The organism is Fictibacillus terranigra, from assembly GCF_030412265.1.
Classification (GTDB): Bacteria; Bacillota; Bacilli; order Bacillales; family Fictibacillaceae; genus Fictibacillus_C; species Fictibacillus_C terrinigri.
The window spans coordinates 38540-62540 of sequence record NZ_JAUHLN010000004.1; the positions used below are offsets into that span (position 1 = coordinate 38540).

At 43.4% G+C, this 24001-nt stretch carries 29 protein-coding genes and 1 pseudogene; 22 read left to right on the forward strand and 8 right to left on the reverse strand.

Going from position 1 to position 24001, the window contains the following annotated elements:
- Positions 1-45: 45 nt before the first annotated feature.
- From QYF49_RS18095 to QYF49_RS18130, 8 genes are all read left to right on the forward strand, one after another.
- Positions 46-1014, forward strand: a complete 969-nt coding sequence (locus QYF49_RS18095; protein ID WP_290401014.1) for a DUF6454 family protein — start codon at positions 46-48, stop codon at positions 1012-1014.
- A gap of 401 nt (positions 1015-1415) precedes the next feature.
- Positions 1416-1538, forward strand: a complete 123-nt coding sequence (locus QYF49_RS18100; protein ID WP_290401015.1) for a hypothetical protein — start codon at positions 1416-1418, stop codon at positions 1536-1538.
- 15 nt (positions 1539-1553) lie between these two features.
- Positions 1554-1892: a GNAT family N-acetyltransferase gene (locus QYF49_RS18105; protein WP_290401016.1), complete on the forward strand. Its 339-nt coding sequence runs from the start codon at positions 1554-1556 to the stop codon at positions 1890-1892.
- Positions 1889-2377, forward strand: a complete 489-nt coding sequence (locus QYF49_RS18110) for a DinB family protein (protein ID WP_290401017.1) — start codon at positions 1889-1891, stop codon at positions 2375-2377. The genes QYF49_RS18105 and QYF49_RS18110 overlap by 4 nt, the downstream gene beginning before the upstream one ends.
- Before the next feature lie 67 nt (positions 2378-2444).
- Positions 2445-3059 carry a PH domain-containing protein gene (locus QYF49_RS18115; protein WP_290401018.1) on the forward strand — a complete coding sequence of 205 codons (615 nt, stop codon included), beginning with the start codon at positions 2445-2447 and terminating at the stop codon, positions 3057-3059.
- 114 nt (positions 3060-3173) lie between these two features.
- Positions 3174-4025 carry a DUF2935 domain-containing protein gene (locus QYF49_RS18120; RefSeq protein WP_290401019.1) on the forward strand — a complete coding sequence of 284 codons (852 nt, stop codon included), beginning with the start codon at positions 3174-3176 and terminating at the stop codon, positions 4023-4025.
- A gap of 330 nt (positions 4026-4355) precedes the next feature.
- Positions 4356-4811, forward strand: a complete 456-nt coding sequence (locus QYF49_RS18125; protein WP_290401020.1) for a GNAT family N-acetyltransferase — start codon at positions 4356-4358, stop codon at positions 4809-4811.
- Positions 4812-4907: 96 nt separating this feature from the next.
- A complete protein-coding gene (locus QYF49_RS18130) occupies positions 4908-5996 on the forward strand; it encodes a glycerophosphodiester phosphodiesterase (RefSeq protein WP_290401021.1) in 1089 nt (362 codons plus the stop codon).
- A gap of 42 nt (positions 5997-6038) precedes the next feature.
- Here the strand turns inward: QYF49_RS18130 and QYF49_RS18135 are convergent, their stop codons facing one another.
- Positions 6039-6380: a cupin domain-containing protein gene (locus tag QYF49_RS18135; RefSeq protein ID WP_290401022.1), complete on the reverse strand. Its 342-nt coding sequence runs from the start codon at positions 6378-6380 to the stop codon at positions 6039-6041.
- Positions 6381-6491: 111 nt separating this feature from the next.
- On the opposite strand from QYF49_RS18135, the gene QYF49_RS18140 reads away from it, so the two are divergent.
- From QYF49_RS18140 to QYF49_RS18160, 5 genes are all read left to right on the forward strand, one after another.
- Entirely contained in the window at positions 6492-7055 is a 564-nt protein-coding gene (locus QYF49_RS18140; protein WP_290401023.1) for an MEDS domain-containing protein, read from the forward strand.
- A 228-nt stretch (positions 7056-7283) separates the two neighbouring features.
- Positions 7284-7934 carry a hypothetical protein gene (locus QYF49_RS18145; protein ID WP_290401024.1) on the forward strand — a complete coding sequence of 217 codons (651 nt, stop codon included), beginning with the start codon at positions 7284-7286 and terminating at the stop codon, positions 7932-7934.
- A 110-nt stretch (positions 7935-8044) separates the two neighbouring features.
- Entirely contained in the window at positions 8045-8470 is a 426-nt protein-coding gene (locus QYF49_RS18150) for a hypothetical protein (protein WP_290401025.1), read from the forward strand.
- Positions 8471-8754: 284 nt separating this feature from the next.
- Positions 8755-9312 carry a GNAT family N-acetyltransferase gene (locus QYF49_RS18155; RefSeq protein ID WP_290401026.1) on the forward strand — a complete coding sequence of 186 codons (558 nt, stop codon included), beginning with the start codon at positions 8755-8757 and terminating at the stop codon, positions 9310-9312.
- 304 nt (positions 9313-9616) lie between these two features.
- Positions 9617-10573, forward strand: coding sequence for a patatin-like phospholipase family protein (locus QYF49_RS18160; protein WP_290401027.1), 957 nt, complete (start codon positions 9617-9619; stop codon positions 10571-10573).
- Positions 10574-10715: 142 nt separating this feature from the next.
- On the opposite strand, the gene QYF49_RS18165 is transcribed toward QYF49_RS18160, so the two are convergent.
- The 3 genes from QYF49_RS18165 to QYF49_RS18175 all read right to left on the reverse strand — a co-directional run bounded on the left by QYF49_RS18165 (position 10716) and on the right by QYF49_RS18175 (position 12057).
- Positions 10716-11051, reverse strand: a complete 336-nt coding sequence (locus QYF49_RS18165) for a DUF1516 family protein (RefSeq protein ID WP_290401028.1) — start codon at positions 11049-11051, stop codon at positions 10716-10718.
- Positions 11052-11132: 81 nt separating this feature from the next.
- Positions 11133-11306 (reverse strand): HXXEE domain-containing protein, encoded by a 174-nt coding sequence (locus tag QYF49_RS18170; protein WP_290401029.1) that lies wholly within the window; start codon positions 11304-11306, stop codon positions 11133-11135.
- A gap of 256 nt (positions 11307-11562) precedes the next feature.
- Positions 11563-12057: a GNAT family N-acetyltransferase gene (locus tag QYF49_RS18175; protein WP_290401030.1), complete on the reverse strand. Its 495-nt coding sequence runs from the start codon at positions 12055-12057 to the stop codon at positions 11563-11565.
- Between the two features lie 128 nt (positions 12058-12185).
- Between QYF49_RS18175 and QYF49_RS18180 the strand changes: the two genes are divergently transcribed.
- From QYF49_RS18180 to rlmD, 5 genes are all read left to right on the forward strand, one after another.
- Positions 12186-12761 (forward strand): TetR/AcrR family transcriptional regulator, encoded by a 576-nt coding sequence (locus QYF49_RS18180; protein WP_290401031.1) that lies wholly within the window; start codon positions 12186-12188, stop codon positions 12759-12761.
- A gap of 14 nt (positions 12762-12775) precedes the next feature.
- Positions 12776-13117, forward strand: a complete 342-nt coding sequence (locus QYF49_RS18185) for a DMT family transporter (RefSeq protein WP_290401032.1) — start codon at positions 12776-12778, stop codon at positions 13115-13117.
- On the forward strand, positions 13117-13431 hold the full coding sequence (locus QYF49_RS18190; RefSeq protein ID WP_290401033.1) for a DMT family transporter: 315 nt from the start codon (positions 13117-13119) through the stop codon (positions 13429-13431). Before QYF49_RS18185 ends, QYF49_RS18190 begins: the two co-directional genes overlap by 1 nt.
- A 146-nt stretch (positions 13432-13577) precedes the next feature.
- Positions 13578-14498: a diacylglycerol kinase gene (locus QYF49_RS18195; protein WP_290401034.1), complete on the forward strand. Its 921-nt coding sequence runs from the start codon at positions 13578-13580 to the stop codon at positions 14496-14498.
- Between the two features lie 278 nt (positions 14499-14776).
- The gene (rlmD, locus tag QYF49_RS18200) at positions 14777-16165 is read left to right on the forward strand and encodes a 23S rRNA (uracil(1939)-C(5))-methyltransferase RlmD (protein WP_290401035.1); all 1389 of its coding nucleotides are present in this window, start codon (positions 14777-14779) and stop codon (positions 16163-16165) included.
- Between the two features lie 218 nt (positions 16166-16383).
- On the opposite strand, the pseudogene QYF49_RS18205 reads toward rlmD, so the two are convergent.
- Positions 16384-17254, reverse strand: a pseudogene (locus QYF49_RS18205) (LysR family transcriptional regulator).
- 128 nt (positions 17255-17382) lie between these two features.
- Between QYF49_RS18205 and QYF49_RS18210 the strand changes: the two are divergent.
- The gene (locus QYF49_RS18210; protein WP_290401036.1) at positions 17383-17769 is read left to right on the forward strand and encodes a YbaK/EbsC family protein; all 387 of its coding nucleotides are present in this window, start codon (positions 17383-17385) and stop codon (positions 17767-17769) included.
- Between the two features lie 186 nt (positions 17770-17955).
- Positions 17956-18864, forward strand: coding sequence for a DMT family transporter (locus tag QYF49_RS18215; RefSeq protein WP_290401359.1), 909 nt, complete (start codon positions 17956-17958; stop codon positions 18862-18864).
- A 278-nt stretch (positions 18865-19142) separates the two neighbouring features.
- On the opposite strand, the gene QYF49_RS18220 is transcribed toward QYF49_RS18215, so the two are convergent.
- Both QYF49_RS18220 and QYF49_RS18225 read right to left on the reverse strand, forming a co-directional pair.
- Positions 19143-19715: a VanZ family protein gene (locus QYF49_RS18220; protein ID WP_290401037.1), complete on the reverse strand. Its 573-nt coding sequence runs from the start codon at positions 19713-19715 to the stop codon at positions 19143-19145.
- Positions 19716-19735: 20 nt separating this feature from the next.
- Positions 19736-20125, reverse strand: coding sequence for a hypothetical protein (locus tag QYF49_RS18225; protein WP_290401038.1), 390 nt, complete (start codon positions 20123-20125; stop codon positions 19736-19738).
- 444 nt (positions 20126-20569) lie between these two features.
- On the opposite strand from QYF49_RS18225, the gene QYF49_RS18230 reads away from it, so the two are divergent.
- Positions 20570-21232 carry a Type 1 glutamine amidotransferase-like domain-containing protein gene (locus QYF49_RS18230; protein WP_290401039.1) on the forward strand — a complete coding sequence of 221 codons (663 nt, stop codon included), beginning with the start codon at positions 20570-20572 and terminating at the stop codon, positions 21230-21232.
- Between the two features lie 306 nt (positions 21233-21538).
- Positions 21539-22522 carry a tRNA dihydrouridine synthase gene (locus tag QYF49_RS18235; protein ID WP_290401040.1) on the forward strand — a complete coding sequence of 328 codons (984 nt, stop codon included), beginning with the start codon at positions 21539-21541 and terminating at the stop codon, positions 22520-22522.
- Positions 22523-22952: 430 nt separating this feature from the next.
- Here the strand turns inward: QYF49_RS18235 and QYF49_RS18245 are convergent, their stop codons facing one another.
- The gene (locus tag QYF49_RS18245; protein ID WP_290401041.1) at positions 22953-23906 is read right to left on the reverse strand and encodes a helix-turn-helix transcriptional regulator; all 954 of its coding nucleotides are present in this window, start codon (positions 23904-23906) and stop codon (positions 22953-22955) included.
- Positions 23907-24001 lie beyond the last annotated feature (95 nt).

Genomic DNA, 24001 nt, shown 5'->3' on the forward strand with positions numbered 1-24001 from the left:
TGGATTCGGGAAAACCAAGTTTGCAACCCAATTAGGAGGAATACGATGAACAAAAAATTAACGACAGCGGCATCCTTATTCGTGATATGTGCAGGTTTGACGGCTTTTCAGCCTTTCAATAAGAATGATAGTGAGGCTTTTGCTGTCTCCGGCCAAGAGAAGCAAAATGTTTCAGCACCGTTTGAAAAAGTGACCAGGGATACGAAATGGCAGCAAAAAGAGCAGATTGATCTGCAGTTTAATAACTATCATTCGCAGGGCATCGTTAAGGTTGGGGACCTTTTTTATATGTCTGCCGTACAAATTATTGAAAAGCCTGTGAAATACGGCAAGATCGTGGACGGCTATGACCGGACTCCAGGAAAAGGGATCGGGCACCTTTTTGTGTTTACGAAAGAAGGAAAGCTGGTGAAAGACATCAAACTCGGTGAAGGGAACATGTACCATCCCGGCGGTGTTGATTTTGATGGGAAAAGTATCTGGGTATCGGTTGCCGAGTATCGTCCGCACAGCCGTTCCATCATTTACAAGGTGGATCCAAAAACAATGGCAGCCAAAGAAGCCTTTCGTGTTAATGATCATATCGGAGGAATCGTACGAGAAGGCCAAGATGGAAAAATCACAGGAAACAGCTGGGGATCTCGTAAGTTCTATAAGTGGAATGAAAAAGGGGAAGAGCTGGATAGGAAAGAAAATTCCAGTCATTTTATTGATTACCAAGACGGTCATTATGCAGGGAACGGAAAAATGATCGTGAGTGGAATTTCTGAGCTGAATAATCCTGCAAATGGTAATGCGAAGCCTTATGAATTGGGCGGAATGGCATTGGTGGATATGAAAACTCTAACGACGCTGCACGAAGCGCCAATCACTGAATTATCTCCGCAGGGGCATGTGATTACTCGGAATCCAGTATTCATGGAAAATGCCGGTCAACAGCTTCGCCTTTATGCTGTTCCTGATGATGACAACGGCTCCTTGCTGGTATATGAAACAAACAATCCAGAAAACTAAATCGATCTCATAAATAGATTAAAGGACTGAATAGATCATCGATTCAGTCCTTTTTTTATGGTTTCCAGCCTTATCGATTCGTAGAGATTCAATCGTAATATGCTCAATGACAACAGGGGGATTGCTGCTGTCCTTCTTCATTTCAGCGAGCTCGGACTGCGGCTGCTTGTTTGGTGCCAGGCACCGGCATTACACAGATGTCAAAAGCCGGTGCCTGGCACCAACCCTTTTTCTGCGCTTCTAAAAAGGATTCCTTCGAGAAAAGGAGAATGTAGATAGGGGTATGATTTGGGTGTCATCAGGGTGCCAGGCACCGCTATTACTACGGTGCCTGGCACCGAAGCAATGAAACCGAAGTAAAGGCACCGAAACAACTGAAGTTAGAAAAGAGGGGATGTTCCATGAACATTACACTCGAAGGGATACCGCTGGAGAAGAAGCCTGTTCTCCGGCAGATGCTGGAGCTGTACCGATATGATTTCAGTGAGTTTGACGGTTCAGATCTCAACAGTGAAGGAAGATAAGGTACACCTATCTTGATGAGTATTGGGAGGAAGAGAGCCGGTATCCGTGCCGGATTTGCTCTGATCCGGAAACAACACGGCATCTACCATATGTCGGAATTCTTCGTCCTGAAGAAATACCGGAAACAAGGCATAGGGAAAGAGGCTGCATTTGCCGTCTTTCAACAGTTTCCAGGGGACTGGGACATCGCCCAGATCCCACAGAACAAGCCGGCGCAAGCCTTTTGGACAAACATCATCCATGATTACACAAACGGCGATTTTGCCGATCAGTTTTCACATAAAGACAATGTGCGTTTTCAAACATTTACATCAGTACCGCAGCAAAAACGATCAAAGGAGGCAACACAATGAACGCAAAAGAACTTTTGCTGAATCAGCTCGACGCTTTTCAAAACAACCACTGGTTTGTATCTTTGGAAAACTCGCTCGTAGGGCTGACGGATGAACAGGCGGCCTGGAAAGAGACCGCGGAATGCAATTCGATCCGTGAGATCGTCAACCACCTCATCTATTGGAATCAGCGCTACCTCGACCGTTTTACGGGAGCAAGCCCGTCAACAGCTAAAGAAGGAAACGATCGAACATTTCAAGATGTAAACGAAAACTGGGATTGGAAGCAGACGGTTAACCGTCTAAAAGAGGTCATGGCCCAGTGGAGGACGGCAATCGAAGAAAGTGAAGAAGAACGCTTTGATCAAGGAGCTTATGACGACAGAGACGAGGAGTGGGGAAGCGTCATCGCGAACCTTACGATCCATACTGCCTATCATACGGGGCAGATTTTGTATGCCCGAAAAAAGCAGGGCAGCTGGAATGTGGAAAACGGCGTTCATTAAAAGAGAAACCTTTTGCGAAATGGTATCGTATAAAGAATAGACGAAAACACAAGGAGAGTAGGAATATATGTTAAAACGCTTAGCTTCAGATGCACTCGGATTAAGTGATGTAGGGAGCGTCATCAAGCCTGCAGACTATGACAAGGTGGACGCGGACGATTATGTGTTCCATGAAGACAACGAGAAAATCTATTTTCTGATTAAATCCAAAACCGACGAGTACTGCTTTACGAACCGTGCGCTGATCCACTTGGACGGAACGAGCGCGGTCAGCAAAAAACGCATGCTTCACCGATACAGCTACAGCGAGAACACGATTTCCAACGTTTCTTTGGAGACGGCAGGAACCGTCGACCTCGATGTCGAGATCAAATTTGTGATCGGCTCTGTACCGTTTTCTATCGACGTCCACAAAAAACACATTGAGGAATTGAAGGACCTTTACAAATCGCTTTGCAAAATCGCGGAAATCGCTCACGAGAACGAGTTCGCCCTGCAGTATGCCCAGCAGAGCATCAACCTTGCATCGACGACACTCAGCCGCATCCAGAGCAAGGAAGGCCAGCTCGTCGATCACTTCAACCAGCTGAACGATGCAGCCTTTACATGGCTCATGGAAAGCCGAAAAGAGTATCACGTGAAAGACTACGGCCATGTGTTTGAAAAGTATATTAATAATTAGGTTCAAGTCACTGAAGACAGGCTGCTTATCGCAACCTGTCTTTTTTATTTGGTATTTTTATCTGTTTGGATTAATAACAATAGGATAAACGAGTAGTTGCCGGGAGGATTGTGAATGAACGGAGAAGAGGCCTTACTGCATGCTGATACGGGTGTGACATCTGGGAAATTTGCTGAGCGGTCATTAAATGAAATTCGTTTTTGGTCCAGAATCATGAAGGAACATTCTTTATTTCTTCGATTGGGATTTAGAGCAGAGGACACTCTATTAATCAATGAGGCTAATCAATTTTACCGCTTGTTCGAAAACATCGAACAAACCTCACGTTCCTTTACAGAGCAATCAGATCCTGAGCAAATCAGAAGGTTTAATACAGAAGTGCAGCAAGCTGCCGCCAATATTTTCGGATTTAAACGAAAAGTATTGGGATTAATTCTTACCTGTAAATTGCCAGGGGCAAATAATTTTCCCCTGTTGGTTGACCATACAAGCAGGGAAGCGAATTACTTTAGAAAACGATTAGGCGAATTGAATGAAGGCAAATTGAAGCCTCTTCCAGAAGCCATTATTAAAGAAAATGTCTTCTTTTTAAGGATCATGGCGGACCATGCTAAATTTATCGGCCATCTGCTGGATCCGTCTGAAAGGAAGCTAGTTGATATCGCACGAAATTTCAGCAATGATTTTGATCAATTGATGTATCAGGCAAGGGATCTCGAATCAATGAAGCCACAATCTCAGACCGTACCGCTTCTGGATCAATTCCTGGATCAAAATCGTGTGTCGGTATCCTCACTTCGGGACTTCAAGAAAACGGCACGTGATTTAATTGAGCAATGCAAAATAAAGAGTATTATTCATCCACTTTTAGCCGACCATGTGTTTCGTGAGGCTGATCGATTCCTTGAAATCATCGACATGTTTGATGCCCATCTAACCAGCCACAGTCCACAATCAAGTCAATAAAAGATGAATGCATTTAGAGAGCTGCCATGTCAGGCGGCTTTTCTTTTTGAGCACCTATCGGCAGAAGAAGGATTCTTTTAAATGATAGGGAATCACTAAAGGTTGAAAGGTGTGAAAGATAGATGCTTGCGATTAAAGCCTGCACTGAGGAGTATAAACGAATGCCTCACCAAAATCGATGTACTCCTACAAAAAGGCTGGAACAACAGAAGGTTCTGCCATTCCATCCGTTGAACCTCTATTCTATAATGAACAGCAAGAATTGATTTACTGTAGATAAGACCATCAAGTGTAAGCCTGAAATGAACAATAAACAAGGAGTGTTTTTACATGGTGATTAAAGTAGATAATTTAACAGGAGTCGAAATTACGAGATTAATTGGGGAGCACCTTCAGGGAATGGAACAGCATTCGCCGCCTGAAAGCATTCATGCCCTAAATCTGGACGGATTGAAAGAACCCGACATCACCTTCTGGAGCGTTTGGAAAGATGGACAGTTAATGGGCTGCGGAGCCTTGAAGGAACTGGACAGCCAGCACGGAGAGATCAAATCGATGCGCACTTCATCTGTCCACCTGAGAAAGGGTGTGGCGAGGCGAATGCTTCAGCACATCATGGAGGAGGCGAAGCGGCGAGGCTATCGCCGGATCAGTCTGGAAACAGGCTCCATGGAAGCCTTTGAACCGGCCCGCAGGCTTTACGAGAGTTTCGGGTTTCAAATCGGCCAGCCGTTTGGCGATTATAAAGAGGATCCAAACAGTGTGTTTATGACGAAAGTTTTGTAATACATAAAGTATCTTAACGTTCACTTCAATAAAGGTTTATAAAGTCTCTTTATACTTTAAGCGTAAAATACTTCAAAGTTTAAGGAGATGAGCAAAATGAAAAGAAAGAAAAAGAAGGCAATACTGGCAGCGATTGCGGGAATTGTGGCCAGTTCACTTGGTTTCGGCAGTGGAACCTCGGTTTCTGCGGCAGAACAAGATTCCAGCCATTTTGGGCCAAAAGGGTTTGACCTTCAGGCACACCGCGGAGGAATGGGGCTTACGGTCGAATCGACGATCGCATCGTTTTCCCATGCCCTTGAGATGGGCGTCAATACACTTGAGCTGGATGTTCAGATTACGCAGGACCACCAAGCTGTAGTCACGCATGACCGTAAGATCTCAAGCGGGAATTGTAAGGATACCAAGCCTGTGTATCAGGGAGATCCGGAGTACCCTTATGTCGGCAAATATATAAAGAACCTGACGCTAGAACAGATTCGTACGCTAGATTGCGGTTCAACCGCCAAGCCGCAGTATCCAGGGCAGGTAACGAGTCCGGGCGCGAAAATGCCATTGCTGACGGAAATCTTCGGCCTCGTTAAACGCTATAAAGCAAATAATGTTTGGATGAACATTGAAACCAAGGTGGAGGCTGGTGCTCCGCAGGAAACGGCTCCCCGGGAGGAATTCGTTCAAACCGTAGCCCGCCAAGTGCGTGAGGCAGGCATGCTTAACCGTGTGTCGATCCAATCCTTTGACTGGGGTTCACTCATGCGCATGCGTGAGGTCGAGCCGAGATTGCCTATAGTCGCACTTACGAATGGGCCGCAGTTTCTTCAGCCAGGCCAGCCGGGTGCATCTCCTTGGCTGGGTGGGATCGACATCGATGATTTTAAAGGGGACCTGGTTGCAGCTGCCCGTTCATTTGGTGCAGATGCTATTTCCCCCACCCATGGCTTTCCGCAGGATGGCAAAATTACCGATGACAGCTACGAGCCTTACGTAACAAAACAAATGGTTGAAGAAGCGCATAAAGCGGGATTGAAGGTCATTCCTTGGTCAGTGAATGACAAGCCAACCATGGACAAACTAATCGCAGATGGTGTTGACGGAATGATCACCGATTATCCGGACCGTCTTCGCGAAGTAATGCAGCAGCATGGCTTTAAGCTGCCTAAAGGATACCCGGCACCAGCGAAATAGTTTGCTGGAAAAGAACGGCATTCTGAAAAAGGATGCCGTTTTTTATTCTGTTAACATTCGATCGCCCCTGCTATTCGGCTGGGAAGTGACGATAAATTCAATATCGAGATTGGTTTTATTAAACATTTGATGCGGAACGAGCGGTGGGACTTCATATCCTTCCTGTGGATGTAACTCTATAAGTTCGCCATCAACTTCAAGAGTAGCTGTACCTGATAACACAAAGAAAAATTGACGGGAACGATGATGATAGTGTCTTGTCTCATATGTATTTGGCGGCATACGTTCGTGAATAATACTTAAATCGATAGTTTTGACCAGATGCCAACCGTCGCATTGATCACCCCATACATAATGCTCAGCATTCATCTTACTCCTTTTCATTCATAACACACCCTTCTCTTATTCTACTCACCTTTATTATAGAACCTCTGAAAAACATTTCAAAAAGCCCTGTGTTATAATGTTGGATAAGTTTAAACGCAGAGGTGATTTATGAACGATTCAGAAGAATTTCTAGAAAAGATTTCCGTGGGACATATTTTTTATCATTTTAATGACGAAGAACTGTATCTGGAAAATTTAGTTTCATATATACTCTCTGGCTTAGAAAAACATCAGCTCATTCTAGTAATTGAGAACATGAAAATACTTCCCAAATTACAAGAGAAGCTTAACTTGTTATTAACGGAAGAACAACGATCGTACGTGCGAATGGTCAATAATTTTGATTATTACCTTTCAAACGGAGATTTTAATACAACTACCGTTGTAAAACACTTTGAACGTGATTTATCCTCTTTAAAAGATTTCAATTTGCCTATTCGGACTTGGGCACATGTTGAATGGTATTCCTCTGAACCGGATGCCGAGCTGCTGAAGGATTTTGAAACAACCGCAGATGATTTTGTCTTACTGGAAAATACACTGTCGGTATGCGCATACCCTTCCGAACGCCTAACGTCTGAATTATGCACTCTTTTAAAAAAAGTACATAAATATTGTATGACAGATCACCATTTCTCGGAGTCAGCTTTGTATAATAGAACGTCTAATTAAAGAAGCCAGGATACCTGGCTTCTTTAATTTATGTGATTGCCGATTTGGCAAGCGGTAAAAGCTGTATTGGCGGCACTCTGTGCTTTACTGTAAATCGCGAAGTGAATAAAATGTAAAGGTACATGAAGTAAACAGGCATCTTATCTGATTCAATATATATAATGATACGGGCGGCCCTTTATTGTTATAATTTACCTGTTGAATATTATTCAGATGGAGCGTATTGAAGTGATAAAGAATAAAAGATTACTATACATCTCCTTTGCTTTCATGGTTGTATCTATGGCATTGAATTTTCCTTTTCCTAATGCAAGTCCCTATGGTAATACAAATATATTAGGCCGGTCCGTTGAAACCGTAAACGGTATAAATGTTATCGGAATGATTTCACTGGGTTTATTGATGGTGGGCCTGTATTTTCTTGTGACATCCTTGAACCAATATCATGCACGGTTGGTAGTGCTGGCTATTGTGATGGCGATCTTTCTTCCTCATATTTTAGCGGATTCGTTCCAAAAGCATTTTGCAACAGGCATCTACGCCATTTCCTATAATAGTGATAAAGGCGATTGCACTTTTGAAATGGCAAATAAAACAACATTGCATGCAGTATGTAAACTCCCAATGAAAAACTACAGTCATAAGGATGTTCGGTTCACTGTAGCGCTTAGGGAAAAGTATGGGGATAAAGATGATATGAAGCCGGTCACACTTGTGAACGCAAATGCCCCGTATAACGCCATGTTACGAGGAAAGGAAAATAAAACGATAATAATCGAGAGAGAGATTGATGTATCGCATATAAAAGATCATATTGAAGGTGGAGAACTTTCTCCAGGAATTATCATTACTTCGGGAAAATACAAGAGGCAATTATGAGACGTTTTGGGGCTGCTTTGGCAGCCTTTTTTTCGTATAAAACAAACCTGCATATTTGCTTAATCTGAAACTTACAATGATATAAATGCGGAATTGTGAGGAGGATCGCTTTGACGAAAGCGTTCAAAATGGCCATCTTTCTTTTGATCATCTTTCTTCCTTTTATCTTTTACTTTGATTTTACGAAGGAGGCTTTTGTATACAGCAAGACTAAAAATAGCGAATGGTACAAGGTCAACACGGTATCATGTATGGATCAGCAGAACCAACTTCATGTAATGACGGTTAAGGATGTTTATGATAAAGAGAGCAGCCGTTACCGGCACACCAACCTGTATTACACATCGAGCACCGATATGATGGAGCATGCGAACCTGAATAAAGGGCCGTTAACGATTTTTACAAAACAGCTGATGAAAGATGAAAAAGTGACGCTAAATAAACGGACTTCTAACTTGGTCAAAAAGAATGTGTTTGAAAACATAAAATCAATTGTTAAACAGCCTGAAAAGCTTTGCCGCAGTTCCCATCCTTAAAAACCAGCCGCTGCTGACGAGTGGCTGTTACTTTTTTATTTCTGATTAGTGGTATAATTTGGCGTATAACTTGTTGAGGAGGGGACGGGAATGGCAAGTATCATTGGACCGATGATCATTGGCTTGGATAGGATGCTTGGCCGGCTATAAAAGGATCGGTATTCTAACGATTTATCCCCGTTTATCATCCTGGTGTTTGGTGCCGCCGCAAAACAGGCCATAATCGTAATCGTTTTGGCGGATTCCGGCTTTGAAAATATGAAAACCCAAGAGGAGAAATCGAAGTGGGAAACGAATTTCCTGTCATAGAGACAGAGCGATTAATTTTACGAGAAGTAACAACAGAAGATGCTAAGGATCTGTTCATCTACTTATCGGATCAAGAGGTTGTGAAGCACATGGGGCTGGAACCTTATCAAACAATAGAAGGCACAGGAGCTGAGATCAAATGGTACCAATCCATATATGAAGAAGGCACTGGAATACGGTGGGGAATCACGCTCAAGGATTCTGGCCGGGTGATTGGAAGCTGCGGCTTTCTTAACCGGCATCCTAAACATTTTCGGACGGAGATTGGGTTCGAGCTAAGCAAAGATTACTGGGGGAAAGGGATAGCGGGCGAAACACTGGAAGCAGTTGTTGAATATGGATTTCAACATTTTCAGTTAGAGCGAATTGAGGCTTTAATCGAACCGGAGAATCTCGCGTCACAAAGACTGGTAGAAAAGCAGGGATTTATACGAGAAGGGCTGCTGCGGCATTACGAATATACGTGCGGAAAGTTCGATGATTTATACATGTACTCCATCTTAAAAGAAGACCTCCATAAAACGGATACATAATGAAGCGATATACGTGCCACCCGCCAAGGTTTAAGAACTCGACCCAATCCATTGACGTATTTAATGATCAAGGCAATTTAAACGAACGTATAACATCTGTTTAGAAAAACGGCGGACTCGTTATCCGAGTATTTTAACTTTGTCGACATTTTGGAATATCAGAAGCAATAAAAAGCCTGGCTCCACATCGGAAGCCAGGCTGTTTTGTCTTTAAAGAACTCAAAATAAAAAGCGGGTGCAATTCAATCGTATAAACATATACTGAATGGATACTTGTGATCAGATGAGAAAGGAGAATTCACCTTTGACAAAATATCGGATCATGACCTTTGATGGAGGCGGTACCCTAGGAGCTTTAAGCTTACAGCTTTTGAACAGACTGGTTCAGCAAAACCCAAAATTAATTAGAAACACCCACGTTTTCGCCGGAAATTCAATCGGTTCATTCACTGCCCTTGCGTTGGCAAGCGGAAGATCGCCGAAGGAGACATTCCGGTATTTTATGGAAAAAATCCTGCCGGCATTCAGTGTTTCCCGCCCAGGTGGACCTGTTTTTAACCAGCAATTGCCCTATTCTGGGTTTATTAAAGCGGTACGGGGATTTTTTCCATCAGATCTTCGTCTCAAAAACTTAAAAAAACGAATAGTTGTCCCTTCATTTCAATTATATTCACCGGAGCTGAATCGTTGGACTCCTGTGTTGTTCCACAACTTTCCTGGCTCCCCTTATTTAAATGAGAAAGCGAGTGATGTGATACTGCGGAGCAGCGGTGCTCCCGCGACGCAACGAGCCTATCAAAACTACGTGGATGGGTATGTAGTAGCAACGAACCCGAGTACAGCCAGTATCTCGTTTGCAGTGGGTAAAGCCAAAGTGCCATTGGATCAAATTGCGGTATTATCCATTGGAACAGGTGAAACCCCGACGCAGTTAAAAAGAGATACGCACGGATGGGGGATGGTGAGTGCAGATAACATACGCCCCGAAAATCTGAAGGACCTTCCTCCAAATTGGGGAGTCATTTTGGATCGATCGCCCAATGAACCCTTACTGCCATTTCTTCAGATTGTCGCCGGCGGAAATGGTTACTATGAATCCATGGTCAGTTCCAATCTTCTGGGAAATCGTTTTTTTCGGTTAGATCCACGGATCCCTAACCTCTCCAAAACGGACCCTGCCGTGGTTCCCGCTGTCATTGAAATTGCGAACAATACCAATTTACAGCCTGCCGTTCAATTTATAGAGAAGAACTGGAACTGATCAAATTATTTCGATTCCTTCTTCAACTGCTATCAAGCGTTTTTTTTCCTGCAAAAAACAGCTGAAAGCAGTGTGATTTCACCTGCGAAATCCACTGCTTTTAGCTGTTTTTATACAATAAAAGAGAACGGCTTATTCCTGATTAGAATGAAATGACGCCGTATCCCATCATTAAAATGATGGCGAGAAGGATGATCAAGACAATCCACATCATCGGCATCGGGCTGCCTTTTCGTTTGCGGGCAACGAGCATTTCCATCACACCGATCAATACGATCGCAAGCACACCTTTTAAGACATACTGAAGCGGGAAGTTCAGTGTCACGAGCATGCCTGCACCAGAGACGATCATGATGAGGTAGAACAGGCGCTGAAGCATGAGAGAAATCTTTTGGCTCTTCGTAAAGTAGGTGATCAGGAACAATACGATCAAGATCGCCCAAGAGCCTCTATGCATTTCGTAGAACATGTCAAACATTCATTTTCCTCCTTTAACATCGGTCAACCATATAATTGCATATGAAATCATTCACCTATTTATAGTATCGGTTCCCATTTGTTAAAACAAGGGAAAGCCGCCAATATCCGAAAAATGTTCAAATGTGGTGCCAGGCACCTCGCAAGTGACCACTCCCGGCGTATAGCCTCTAAAGTACAAGGCCTGCAGCGCGTGTGTGACACCGTTCATAAAGAGTGTGGAAGCAAGCAGCAGAAAAAGCGGCTGTTCTCTCACGGATTCCTTGAGATATAAAGGAAGACAAGCACGATCACCAGGAGGATCAGCAGTACCTTATAGCAAATGTACCTGTCGTCGGCTGGCCGATCGGCAGCCGGTTGAACGGAGGCTCTTCCCGGTGGGCATCGAGGACGCCTTTACTGTAAAGATCTCTTCAGCATCATGCACGATAAACACAGCGGGAAAGAGCCAAACCAGCTTTCTTGAAAGCGGGAGTCCGGTCCTCGTATGCTTCTGTGGATCCAGTTCTGCCCTAGTCATCGAGCATTTTATACATCATGATGTCGTCCACATAGCTGCCATCGATATAAAATTCGTTCACGAGCAGCCCCTGTTTGATAAAGCCGTACTTTTCATAAAAACGGACGGCCTTCGGGTTCGTGGCCATCACCCTTAGAGACAGCTTCTTTTTGCCGAGGCGCTTCATCCAATCCTCACCGGCCTTCATTAATTCGTTCGCGACGCCCTGGCCCTGAAAATCAGGATGCACCGCCAATGCCAGCTCGGCCACATGCTTGTTGCTGTCGAGCGGGGTAGGGATGCGGTAGGAAAAATAGCCGCAGACTCGGTCGCCGAAAACGGCCAAAAGCTGGCTGCCTTCCGGACAGTGCTTGGCATATTCCTCAGCGGAATGCCAGTAGATCTCCGCCGGAGCGGTATCCGTGTTCCATACGAGGTTCTCCAATTCGACCAGCTGCGGGAAGTCAAAACGGTTGGACAGACGAAACGTAAGATTAACGATAGTCATTGTATTCTCTCCTTCAACGATTTCCACCCTTCTACTTCGAGTTTTCCCTCTTAAAACCCTTCTTCCTTTGACAAGTGAGGAAGAGTGTGCGATGATTTGCCTAACGAACATTAGTTAGGTGATGAAAAATGACAGCAGATAAAATTAAAGCAGCGGCACTTGCCCATTTTGCGAACCACGGCTACAGCGGGGCTTCTCTATCAGGGATTGCATCTGATGTTGGAATTAAAACGCCGTCGATCTACGCCCATTTTAAAAACAAGGATGAATTGTTTTTGGCGGTGACGGAGGAGGCGATCGCACGGGAATGGGAGCAGGCAACGGCTTATTTCAAAAACCGCAGCTCCTCATTCAAAGAGAAGCTGTATGGATTTTTACGATCGCAAAAGGAAAACTACGATGAGGATGAGCGGGCGAAGTTCTGGCTGCGGACGTCGTACTTTCCGCCGGAGCATCTGCACGATCAAGTGATGAAGGATGTATACAATCTATTGGATAAAATGGAGACTCTTCTGCTTCAGGAATTTAAAGAAGCAAAGGAACAAGAGCCACAGCTTAATTCGTTGAACATCGAGCATGCGGCCAAAGCGTACATCGCGCTGCTGGACGGTGTGTTCGTTGAGCTGCTGTATGGCGGAGAGAGAAGAACGGAAGAGCGGCTCGAAGCATCATGGTATATGTATGAACGGGCCTTATTCAGCTAAGAGGTGAACGTAAAATGAATCGATATTGGACATTAGTGATCATGGGAGGCATTTTGGAAGTGCTGTGGGTCAGCGGACTGAAGCATGCGGATTCTGCCCTGGCGTGGACAGGGACCGGACTTGTGATCATCATCAGCTTCTTCCTGTTGCTGCCATGTTTGGATAAACTGCCGGTCGGTACGGTGTATGCCGTCTTTACCGGAATTGGAACCGCGGGAACCGTGCTTGCGGAAATGCTGTTCTTCGACGAACCGTTCAGCTGGGCGAAGATTTCCCTGATCGCGCTGCTGCTTGCCGGGGTCATCGGATTAAAAGCCGTTACGGGGGAACCGGCGGGGAAAGGAAGTGAAGCATAATGGGCTGGCTTTATGTTGTGCTCGCCGGTGCGTTTGAGGTGTTAGGGGTCATCGGCCTGAATAAAGTGAACCAGAAGAAAGGCATTGCTTCGTTCTTGTTTCTGGCGCTCGGGTTCGCCTGCAGCTTTTCGCTTTTATCCCTTGCCATGGAAAGCCTGTCCATGGGAACCGCCTATGCGGTATGGACGGGAATCGGAACGGTGGGCGGTGTGCTTGTCGGAATGCTCGTATACGGTGAATCGCGCGACTGGAAACGCATTTTGTTCATGGCGATGGTGCTGAGCGCGGCAATTGGACTTAAATTAATTTCATGAAAAATTTTTCACAGTTTTGCTTTTTTTAGGCGAAATCACTATAATAAAAATGGGTATTAAAACAGTCCAAACATGGGCTGTTTTTTCTGGTTACAGCGTACAATGTTTAATAACAAACCATTAGAAAAGTAAATCAGGTGAAAACTATGAAACGTGCACGATTAATATACAATCCAACTTCAGGCAGAGAAGCGATCAAGAAGCAGCTTCCTTATATTCTTGAGCGTTTAGAAATTGCAGGCTATGAAACGTCTGCCCATGCAACAACACCGGAGGAAGGGTCAGCCACAAAAGCGGCCAAGCTCGCTGGCCAACGCGGGTTTGACCTTGTTATCGCTGCAGGCGGTGACGGAACGATCTATGAGGTTGTCAACGGCCTTGCCGATCTTGAAGAACGTCCAAAGCTCGGCATTATTCCGGCCGGAACAACGAACGATTTTGCCCGTGCCCTTGGCGTGCCAAGAACAATTGAAGGTGCGTGTGACGTCCTGTGCCAGGGTGCAGAAATACCCGTCGATATCGGAAAAGTCAACGAAAAGTACTTCATCAACATTGCCGGCGGCGGCCGTATTACCGAGCTGACGTATGAAGTCCCAAGCAAGCTCAAGACTATGATCGGTCAGCTCGCCTATTTCCTGAAAGGCATCGAGATGCTTCCGTCTATCCGTCCGACGTACGCGGAGATCGAGTATGACGGCAAGCTCTTTCAAGGCGAGATCATGCTGTTCCTCGTGGCGAACACGAACTCCATCGGCGGTTTTGAAAAACTGGCGCCGACGTCCGAGTTCAACGACGGCATGTTTGACCTGATTATATTGAAGAAAACGAACCTGGCTGAATTTGTCCGCATCGCGACATTGGCTCTTCGAGGCGAGCATATCAATGACGACCATGTCATCTACACGAAAGCGAACCGCGTGAAAGTACGGCCGACCGATAAAATGCAGCTCAACCTGGACGGTGAATTCGGCGGACTCCTGCCGGGCGAATTCGTGAACCTTCGCCACCACTTCCAGATGCTTGTGCCAAAAGAGCGCGTAAAACCAACAGAGGATGAGGCTCAATAAGAGAGCCCCATCTTTTTTTTGGCCAGAAAAGGAGTGGGCATCGCATGGGGGAGCTCCCAGTATGCAAAAGTAAGCAAATACTGTGACACATCGATGGGGGCCCCGGTGAGCAGTATGTTAACATAAGAGAGCTTATCTATCCTTTCGCCCGTTACCGCTTGAATTCAAAGGGTATACTCAGGATAGGAGTTAAACGGGTGTTTAATGAAACGATCGTTTAACAAGAGAAGAGTTATGCTACAATCAGGAAAGAACTGAACATAAAGGATCGATGTACAATGACGAAGGCAAATGTGCCGGTTTCAAAAAATGAAATCATAGAGGTGGAATTCACGGATCTGACCCATGACGGAGCCGGAGTGGCAAAGGTCGATGGATTCCCGCTGTTTGTCCCGAACGGCCTGCCGGGCGAGAAAGCCCAGGTGAAGGTCGTCGGCGTAAAAAAAGGCTACGGCTTCGGCCGTTTGATGGAACTAACCGAAGCTAGCGGGCAGCGGGTCGACCCGCCATGCCCGGTCTATAAAAGAGGCTGCGGCGGCTGCCAGCTTCAGCATCTGTCTTATGAAGGACAGCTGGAATTCAAACGCAAGCAGGTTGAGGATGTACTTCAGCGGATCGGCAAGCTCGACAACGTACCTGTCCTGCCGACACTCGGCATGGGGGACGAGCCATGGCGCTACCGGAACAAAGCCCAGGTGCCGGTCGGCGAACGCGAAGGCCAGCTCATCACCGGCTTTTTCAGAAGGGGAAGCCATGAGATCGTGGAGATGGACACGTGCATCATCACCGGCGACACCGCCGACGAAGCGATCCAGGCGGTCAAGGACATCCTGAACAAGTACGGCATCTCTCCGTATGAAGAGAAGCGCCATAAAGGCATCATCCGCCACGTCATCGCCCGCTTCGGCAAAACAACGAACGAGCTGATGATCGTCCTGGTGACGAACGGCAAAGATCTGCCGAACCGCAAAAAGATTGTGGATGACATCGTCCAGACCATTCCACAGGTCAAATCGGTCGTGCAAAACGTGAACACACGACGAACAAACGTGATCTTCGGTGACGAAACGAAAGTCATCTGGGGCTCGGAATATATTTACGATTATATCGGCGACATCAAATTCGCCATCTCCGCCCGCTCCTTCTACCAGATCAACCCGCAGCAAACGAAGGTGCTGTACGACCAGGCCCTCAAGTATGCGGAGTTAACAGGGGACGAAACCGTCATCGACGCCTATTGCGGCATCGGAACGATCTCCCTTTTCCTGGCGCAAAAGGCGAAGAAGGTATATGGAGTAGAGATTGTACCGGAAGCCATTGAAGATGCAAGACGTAATGCGGAACTGAACGGAATGGACAATGCGGAGTTTGCTGTAGGGGAATCGGAAGTGGTGATTCCTCGATGGAAGGAGCAAGGCATCACACCGGATGTCATTGTCGTCGATCCGCCAAGAAAAGGGTGTGACGAAGCTCTGCTTCAAACGATTATTGAAATGAAGCCCAAGCGTGTGGTGTATGTGAGCTGTAATCCGTCAACGCTGGCGAGGGATTTGAGGATACTTGAAGATGGTGGATTTAAGACAGTAGAAGTGCAGCCGGTGGATATGTTTCCGCAGACGACACATGTGGAGTGTGTGGCGCAACTTATAGTAAAAGAAGGCAACTAACCCTTATGGGTGTTGCCTTTTTTATGTTTCTTGAAATGGATTAACGAAGCTGTATTGAATACAAATGCTGCCGTCTTGTCCACAGGTACCTTTATCAACTAATGAATGAGATGAGGAACTTTGGGGAGTTCCTTGAGTTTGGGACTTCTTTTAGCTTATCTCCAAGATTGAGAACAAATTTTCATTTGCGCATTGGTTTTTTGAATCATCATACTCATTTACTCTCTGTTCCTATATGATAAATATTCTAAAAATTTCTTGGACGCAAGGGAAAGGGATTTTTGTTCCCTCATAGCAACACCAATATTTCTAAAGGCAGGAAGTTCAAGCTCTTTAGCAATAATTTTGTGTGGAATACGCTGTAATATCAATTCTGGTAATATACTGATTCCTAGCCCATTTTCCACCATAGACATAATGGCATAGTCATCCCATGTTGTAAAGTTAACATGCGGTGCGATTTGGTGTCTCTCAAAAATTTCGGAAATCTCCGTTTTCGCTCCCTTTTCCAATAGCATAAATGGACTGGTCAGTAAGCCGTTGATGGGAAACTTTTCGCAATTAGAAAGAGGATGATCGTGTGGGATCACTACCAGCAAACGGTCTTGTTCCAAAAATACAGTTTCAAGTTCTGCTGTTGTCGGCAGCCGCACAAATCCAAAGTCAACACGCCCATTAAGGATCCAGCTTTCAATTTCCGTGTAATCACCAAGCAGAAATTCAAAATCAATCATTGGGTAATCCTTCTTGAAAATATTAATAATGTTAGGAAGCCAATGAGATGCTACGCTGGAAAATGTCCCAATGCGAATGATACCGGATTCCAAATTATGCAAGTCTCCAATTTGCTTCCATTAAGATTTCGTATTCATTGCAAATTCTCTTTAATTGAGGCAATAATTTTAAACCTTCCGAGGTTAAATTGATACCCGTACGTCCTCTTTCAAAAAGAAAAATCCCCCATTCCTTTTCTAAATCATTAATCATACGGCTAATCCCGGACTGTGAATAGTCCAATATTTCGGCAGCTTTTGTAAAACTGCCCAATTCTACTGCTTTGACAAATGCCATATATTTTTGGATATTCATAGCTCTTTCCTCATTCCATCTGGTTTTATCATGGATATCATGATAAACATTCGTTTTTGTAATGGATGTGGGTATGATACATTATTGCTATTCATTATTCAAGTTAGGAAAGGAAAAGGTGTATAACGATGTTTTTTGTGAGTGATATTATGGGAAAAGCACCGGATAGCTACAAGTCTTATCTTCAAGAAAAGATCTATGAATCATTGGCAGAGTTACAGATTCCATTTAAGCGTGTGAATCCAGATGAAGCCATTTCAATGGAGGACTGCATTGAGATTAATCACAAATTGGATATGAAAATGGTAAAAACGCTGTTTCTCTGTAATAGTAAAAAAACTGAATTTTATTTATATATAACCACCGCAGATAAACCGTTCAAAGCAAAGAATTTCAGCAATACTCGGCATATCACGTGTTTCTTTTGCCCCTGCGGAACTCATGGAACAAATTATTGGCGTGAAAATTGGAGCAGCTACTGTATTCGGTGTTTTAATGGACAAGAAAAACCTTAAGTGGTTTTCGATAAGGATGTTCTTTTAGAAGAGTGGTATGGATGTATATGAAGGTTAAAACTGAGCTCATCGTCAATAACTTCCTAACCTATGCAAAGCACATTCCGAAAGTAATCGAAATGCAAAATATAAACTAATTAAGCATCTGCGAAGATAAGCTGTTTCGTGGATCCGTAGGAGTAAATGATGAAATCTAAAATTCAGTTTATATTATCAATGGTTATTTTCAGTACAATTGGTTTAGTTGCACGAAACATTGATCTAACTTCGAGCGAGAGAGCTTTACTAAGCAGTTCCATAGGCTGCTTATTTTTATTGTTAATATTCTTAGCAACTAAGAAAAAAATATCATGGAATTCAGTTAGATCAAATGCTTTAATTTTGATCCTTTCAAGCATAGCATTGGGAGGTAATTGGATTTTTCTTTACCAATCTTATGACCATACAACAATTGCTAATGCAACGCTAGGTTATTACTTTGCGCCTGTTTTTGTGATGATTCTTTCACCATTTGTACTTGGGGAACCATTATCTATCAAGAAAATTGTGTGTATTGGTGCAGCAATCATAGGAATGTTAATGATTGTAGGAGTTGGCCTGAAAGCATCCAGCACAGATGATTTTCTTGGACTTTTGTTTGGATTAATCGCAGCAGGATTTTATGCTGCGTTATTGCTTCTAAATAAATTTATTAAAGATATGAGCAAGTTAGAGTTGACCATCATTCAGCTGGGAGTAACCACTTTGCTTTTAATGCCCTATATTTTCATGACTTCCAGCTTTCGTATCTTTGAAGTATCAAGCTTTTCCATTCCTTTTATCTTAATTTTAGGGATTATTAATACCGGGATTGGGTTTTGGTTATTTTTCTCTGGTATGGAGGGTTTAAAAGGACAGAGTATAGCTATGCTGAGTTATGTGGATCCATTTGTAGCTATATTAATTTCTGTAGTAATCCTGCAAGAAAAGATGGCAATTGTTCAGATGCTTGGTGGTTTACTACTATTAGTTTCTACATTTGTTAGTGAAATAAGATCAGTCAACTGTTCCGATCAATTAAAGAAAACAACAGCTGAATACCGTTTAAAGCAGTAAAGATAAGTGAATTAAGAAATTAATTAATGACGGCAAAGTCAACAGATGAAGTGCGGCATTGCTCCAGAATTTTAAATTAAATATCGTCAACAGAAGCAGGTGACACTGGATCCGTTTGTTTTTTATGATCACCAACATCCCATGTGTTGCCACATACAGTCCAGACACAACGGTTGTTCAAAATATTTTTAATGGTGGAAGAGTGCCACAGAGTTAATGCATGGATCGAGAAAAGGACAAAACTCAGAAATAGAGGTCTGTCCTTTTTTAGGATTGATTTATGCTGATTTTTGATTGATAAGTAAATTATTTTTCTTTAGAAACGTAAATAACAATTTAAAAATTATTAAGCCTATAAATGCGCCAAGAGTGTTCATCATGAGGTCATCAACGTCAAATGCTCGATAATTATACCCTATTAATTTACCAGCAATAAGCTGGGTTGTTTCAATCGTTAAACTTACCAGGAAGCTGATGAGAATAACCTTTTTCTTCTTTATATTTGAATATAGTATAGGCAATGCAAATCCAAGTGGAATAAATAATAAGATGTTACCACCTATTTGTTTTATTATCACAGGATAGTAACCGGTTTGGATGGCTTCTTTTATTCCGTTAAAAGGAATATAGTTATTTGGCAGTCCTAATTTATCTTCAATCATAGTATCTATTAAAAACTTTTGGTATGGAAAGGGAAATAAAGTAACAGATACTAATCCGGCAACATAGAGACCAACTATCATCCAATAAAAAAACTGTAAGCCAGTAATTGACCGCTTTAAAAACTTACTACCAAAAATCAGCGCAAAACAAATGATTATAACAATACTAGGAAAAACACCATTTAACATACGATAACCCCAAACTTATTTTAGTAACTTAAAGATCCAGAACCTTTAATCCTTAGACCATTTTGGTTTTTCCAAATTTCATAACCATATGATTCTCCAGTTGTAACGGCACTGCTTGAATCGGTATAAGGTGATCCAGAACTGGATTTCTCGTATTGCAATTTATCAACAAGTGTAGATGAGATAAGTCCCTTTTTATAAATGTGAATTGTAAAGTAATCTTCTCCACCCCAGCTACTCATATTAACTGTACCAGTAACAGTACCTTTTGTAGAAGTGTATGTACCTATTGCTAATTGATGTGTCATATCAAATGTAAAACTTTTAGAGGCAGCTAATGCACTAATTGGCATTATCATAACAGAGGTAAAGACTAAGATTCCTACAATTCTTTTAAACTTTGATTTCATAGGTATTCCCCTTTTGAGTTGGTAGTTATTAGGCCAAATAACTACCATATAATAACATTAAATTCAAAATATAGTCAATATAATTCATATTTTTCCAAAATTCGATAAATTGTTGTAATAGATAGCCTTCCTTCTCAAAATGAAACGAATAAGTTTGATAAAGCATTTAAAAAGTGTAAAAACTCACCAACATCTCATGTGTTGCCACATACAGTCCAGACATGTGGAGTGTGTAGCGCAACTTTTATTAAGAGAAGGCAACTAACCTTATGTGGAAGTTGTCTTTTTCGTGTTCTTGTAATGGTTTTCCAAATTGCGAGTTGAATCGATTTTCTCTTGACTCTAATTACACCCTCATATAAACATTAAGATAGAACAGGAATCTGCATACCCATAATATAAGTCAGAAGAATTATAGACACATAAAGACGAGGGAGATGTGTTATGAAATTACTTCTTACATCTGGGGGCATTAGTAACAAAAGCATTCGTGATGCGCTGGTTGACATGCTGGACAAGCCGATTGAAGAGTCCAACGCTCTCTGTATACCTACTGCGGTGTACGCCATACCCGGAGGTGCATGGAACGCATGGAAGTTCTTGAATGGACAATCCGGGGCACCGATGTGTGAGGTGGGCTGGAAGTCTATGGGGGTGCTGGAACTCTCGGCGCTGCCGAGCCTCGGTAAAGAGCATTGGGTTCCTATGGTGAAGGAGATTGACGTTCTGTTAGTGGATGGCGGTGATCCATTGTATTTGAATTACTGGATGAAGCAGTCCGGGCTGGCAGAACTCTTGCCGTCGCTGGATTCAGTCTATGTAGGGTTAAGTGCTGGTAGCATGGTGATGGCACCGAACATCGGGGAATTCTTCGTTAACTGGACTCCACCCAACGGCGGTGATGAAACGTTGAACCTGGTCGATTTTGCCATGTTCCCGCATCTGAAGCACGAGATGCTGCCGTACAACACGATGGCTAACGCAGAGAAATGGGCAGCCGGGATGCAGGGGCCGGCGTATGCAATGGATGATCAAACCGCCATTAAAGTGATTGATGGAGAGGTCGAAGTGGTATCTGAAGGGCAGTGGAAATTGTTCACGCCATGATCTTACTAATGGTGCACGAGGAATGTATGGCGAATTTGGAATTGAAACTATCTAAATAAAATAGAATATTTACCAGTCTGGCCCTGATCTCGCTAAAACATATGTTTGCGATTTTGGGGTTTTTTCCTGGTAAATCTTTATTTTAACTATAACAGTGGAATACTGGCTAATAGAGGTAGAACGAATCCGTTTGATAATAAGGGTTTAAGCATGGTATAAATGTAAAGGAAGCAGGGACATCTTGCTTTTTAATTTTGGGATAAGGGTTCATGAAGTTTCCCATCATGAGAGGATTTGGATTTGAACATGAAAGACAATTTTTGGCGTGATCTACCACGACCATTTTTTATATTAGCACCAATGGAAGAAGTGACGGATGTTGTTTTTCGTCATGTAGTGAGTGAAGCTGGCAGACCTGATGTTTTTTTTACAGAGTTCACAAACAGTGAAAGTTATTGTCATCCAGAAGGGATTCGGAGTGTGAAAGGGCGTTTGACGTTTACTGAGGATGAACAGCCAATGGTAGCCCACATATGGGGAGATAATCCTGAAAATTTCCGGCAAATGAGCATCGGTATGGCGGATATGGGCTTTCGGGGTATTGATATCAATATGGGCTGTCCTGTACCGAATGTAACAAAGAATGGGAAGGGGAGCGGCCTGATCCGTCGTCCGGAAGTTGCGGCAGAGCTAATACAAGCCGCAAAAGCAGGAGGATTACCTGTAAGTGTAAAGACTAGACTTGGTTTTTCTGAGATAGACGAATGGAAGGATTGGCTGAAACACATCTTAAAACAAGACATTGTCAATCTATCCATTCATCTGCGCACAAGAGATGAAATGAGCAAAGTCGATGCGCATTGGGAGCTGATCCCGGAGATCAAGAAACTTCGTGACGAGGTTGCACCGGATACACTGTTGACGATCAATGGAGATATTCCCGACCGTCAAACGGGCTTGAAGCTCGCAGAACAATATGGTGTGGACGGGGTTATGATTGGGCGTGGTATTTTCCATAACCCATTCGCCTTTGAAAAGAAGCCAAAAGAGCATAGCAGTAAAGAATTGCTGGATCTCTTAAGACTTCATCTGGATCTCCTTGATCAATACTCCGAATTGGAGCTGCGACCTTTCACAGCTATTCATCGCTTTTTTAAGATCTATGTCAAAGGCTTCCGGGGAGCAGGTGAATTAAGAAATCAATTGATGAGCACAAAATCAACAGATGAAGTGCGTGCCTTGCTCGATAACTTTGTTTCAAAGAATCTTGATGGTATGGGGGAACTGTAGAAGTGTTCCGAGAAAAATGGTGTCTTAAATGAAGTATTGCTAACGGAATCAGGTGACACAGGTTCCGTTAGTTTTTTTGAGAGAAGGGAGCGGATAGTAATAGCCATTCATGCTTCAAAAAAATTATTCCTTATTTAGAAAGGCGCCGCGTAGGTATAAACAGGCGATTCCAAAGTGAAATAGTGGCCAAACCCAGGATTATTTATGTCTGCTTCCCCCAGCAGCATTAAGCCCAAGTTCAAGAAAAAATGCTTTTGCAGCAGCAAGGTCCTCTACAATGATACCCACATGATCAATTCTATGGATCTTCATGTCTACCTCCCATGTTCCGAAGTTTAATCCGGTATGTCTCTAAAGGGACTTTTCGATGGCTGAATCGTTTTCCTCTTTATTAGCGAAAAAGGCATGGGCCCCATAAACAAAGCACTGCTCATGGCCCGTATATACCTAACCTATCTTCAATACCTTCCAAAACCTCTTCCGGCATTTCCCTAACCTTGATATCTTCCCCCAGAAACAGCAGCCAATTGGTGACTTCATTAAGTTCTTCTTGCTTATGAACATCGATAAACGTTTTTAATAAAGCTGTGGTCTGATAAGGATTGGTATAGGAAATGGATACTTTTAAAGGATGGTACTTTTTGAACTGGGCAATGGCTTTTGGACCGAGTTCAACAACAAGATTCATGGCTTCCTCCTGTTTACTCAGCTTTTCCAGGATCTTTTTCCTGCTGACTCTTTTCTTCGCTGGGTAGGGTTTAACCTCAGTGAGATGATCGACAGGAATGATTTTCTTCTTTTCTTCCTTTAAGTCAAAGCCTTCAATCAGCCAGGTGCTTTTTTCACGGTAAAGGTGCAAGAGGTAAATTGGATATGATGTCTTTTCTTTAATGGTAATGCATAAATAGCGGTCCACTAGAAGGGTTTGGATGAGTGTTTCCAGCATGGGATGGGGAAGGTCAGAGAGGTCCAGTAAATCAGGGTTATGCGGGTTCGTTCCTTCAAACAGCAAAATCTGATTTAAAAGAACGAGGTCATCCTGCTGGTTTTCGGATATCAGACCCAGTAATTTTTCAGCTAAAGACTGACGGCTCTTCAGATAGGGGAGCTGCTGGTTTCTGGTGGCCATAAAGGCAATAAAAAGCGCTTTAACTTCATGATTCGTAAAGCGGACATCGGGCAGGACAGAGTTGTGCATGACAAAATAACCTCCATCGCTTCCAACCTCAGCGACAAGCGGCATCCCCATGGCTTCAATTTCCCTGATATCCCGAATGGCGGTCGAACGGGAGATGTTAAACTCCCGCATGATTTCAGAAATGGTAAATTGGGCACGATTGTTGATATAGCGCATAATGACATTGATCCGCTCAACTTTTTTCATCGGAGCTCCTAAACAGTATCATTTTTTGACATGATTTAAGGCTATGATATACCTATCAAGCGATGAATACAATCATTAAAAAAATGGAGAAGAGA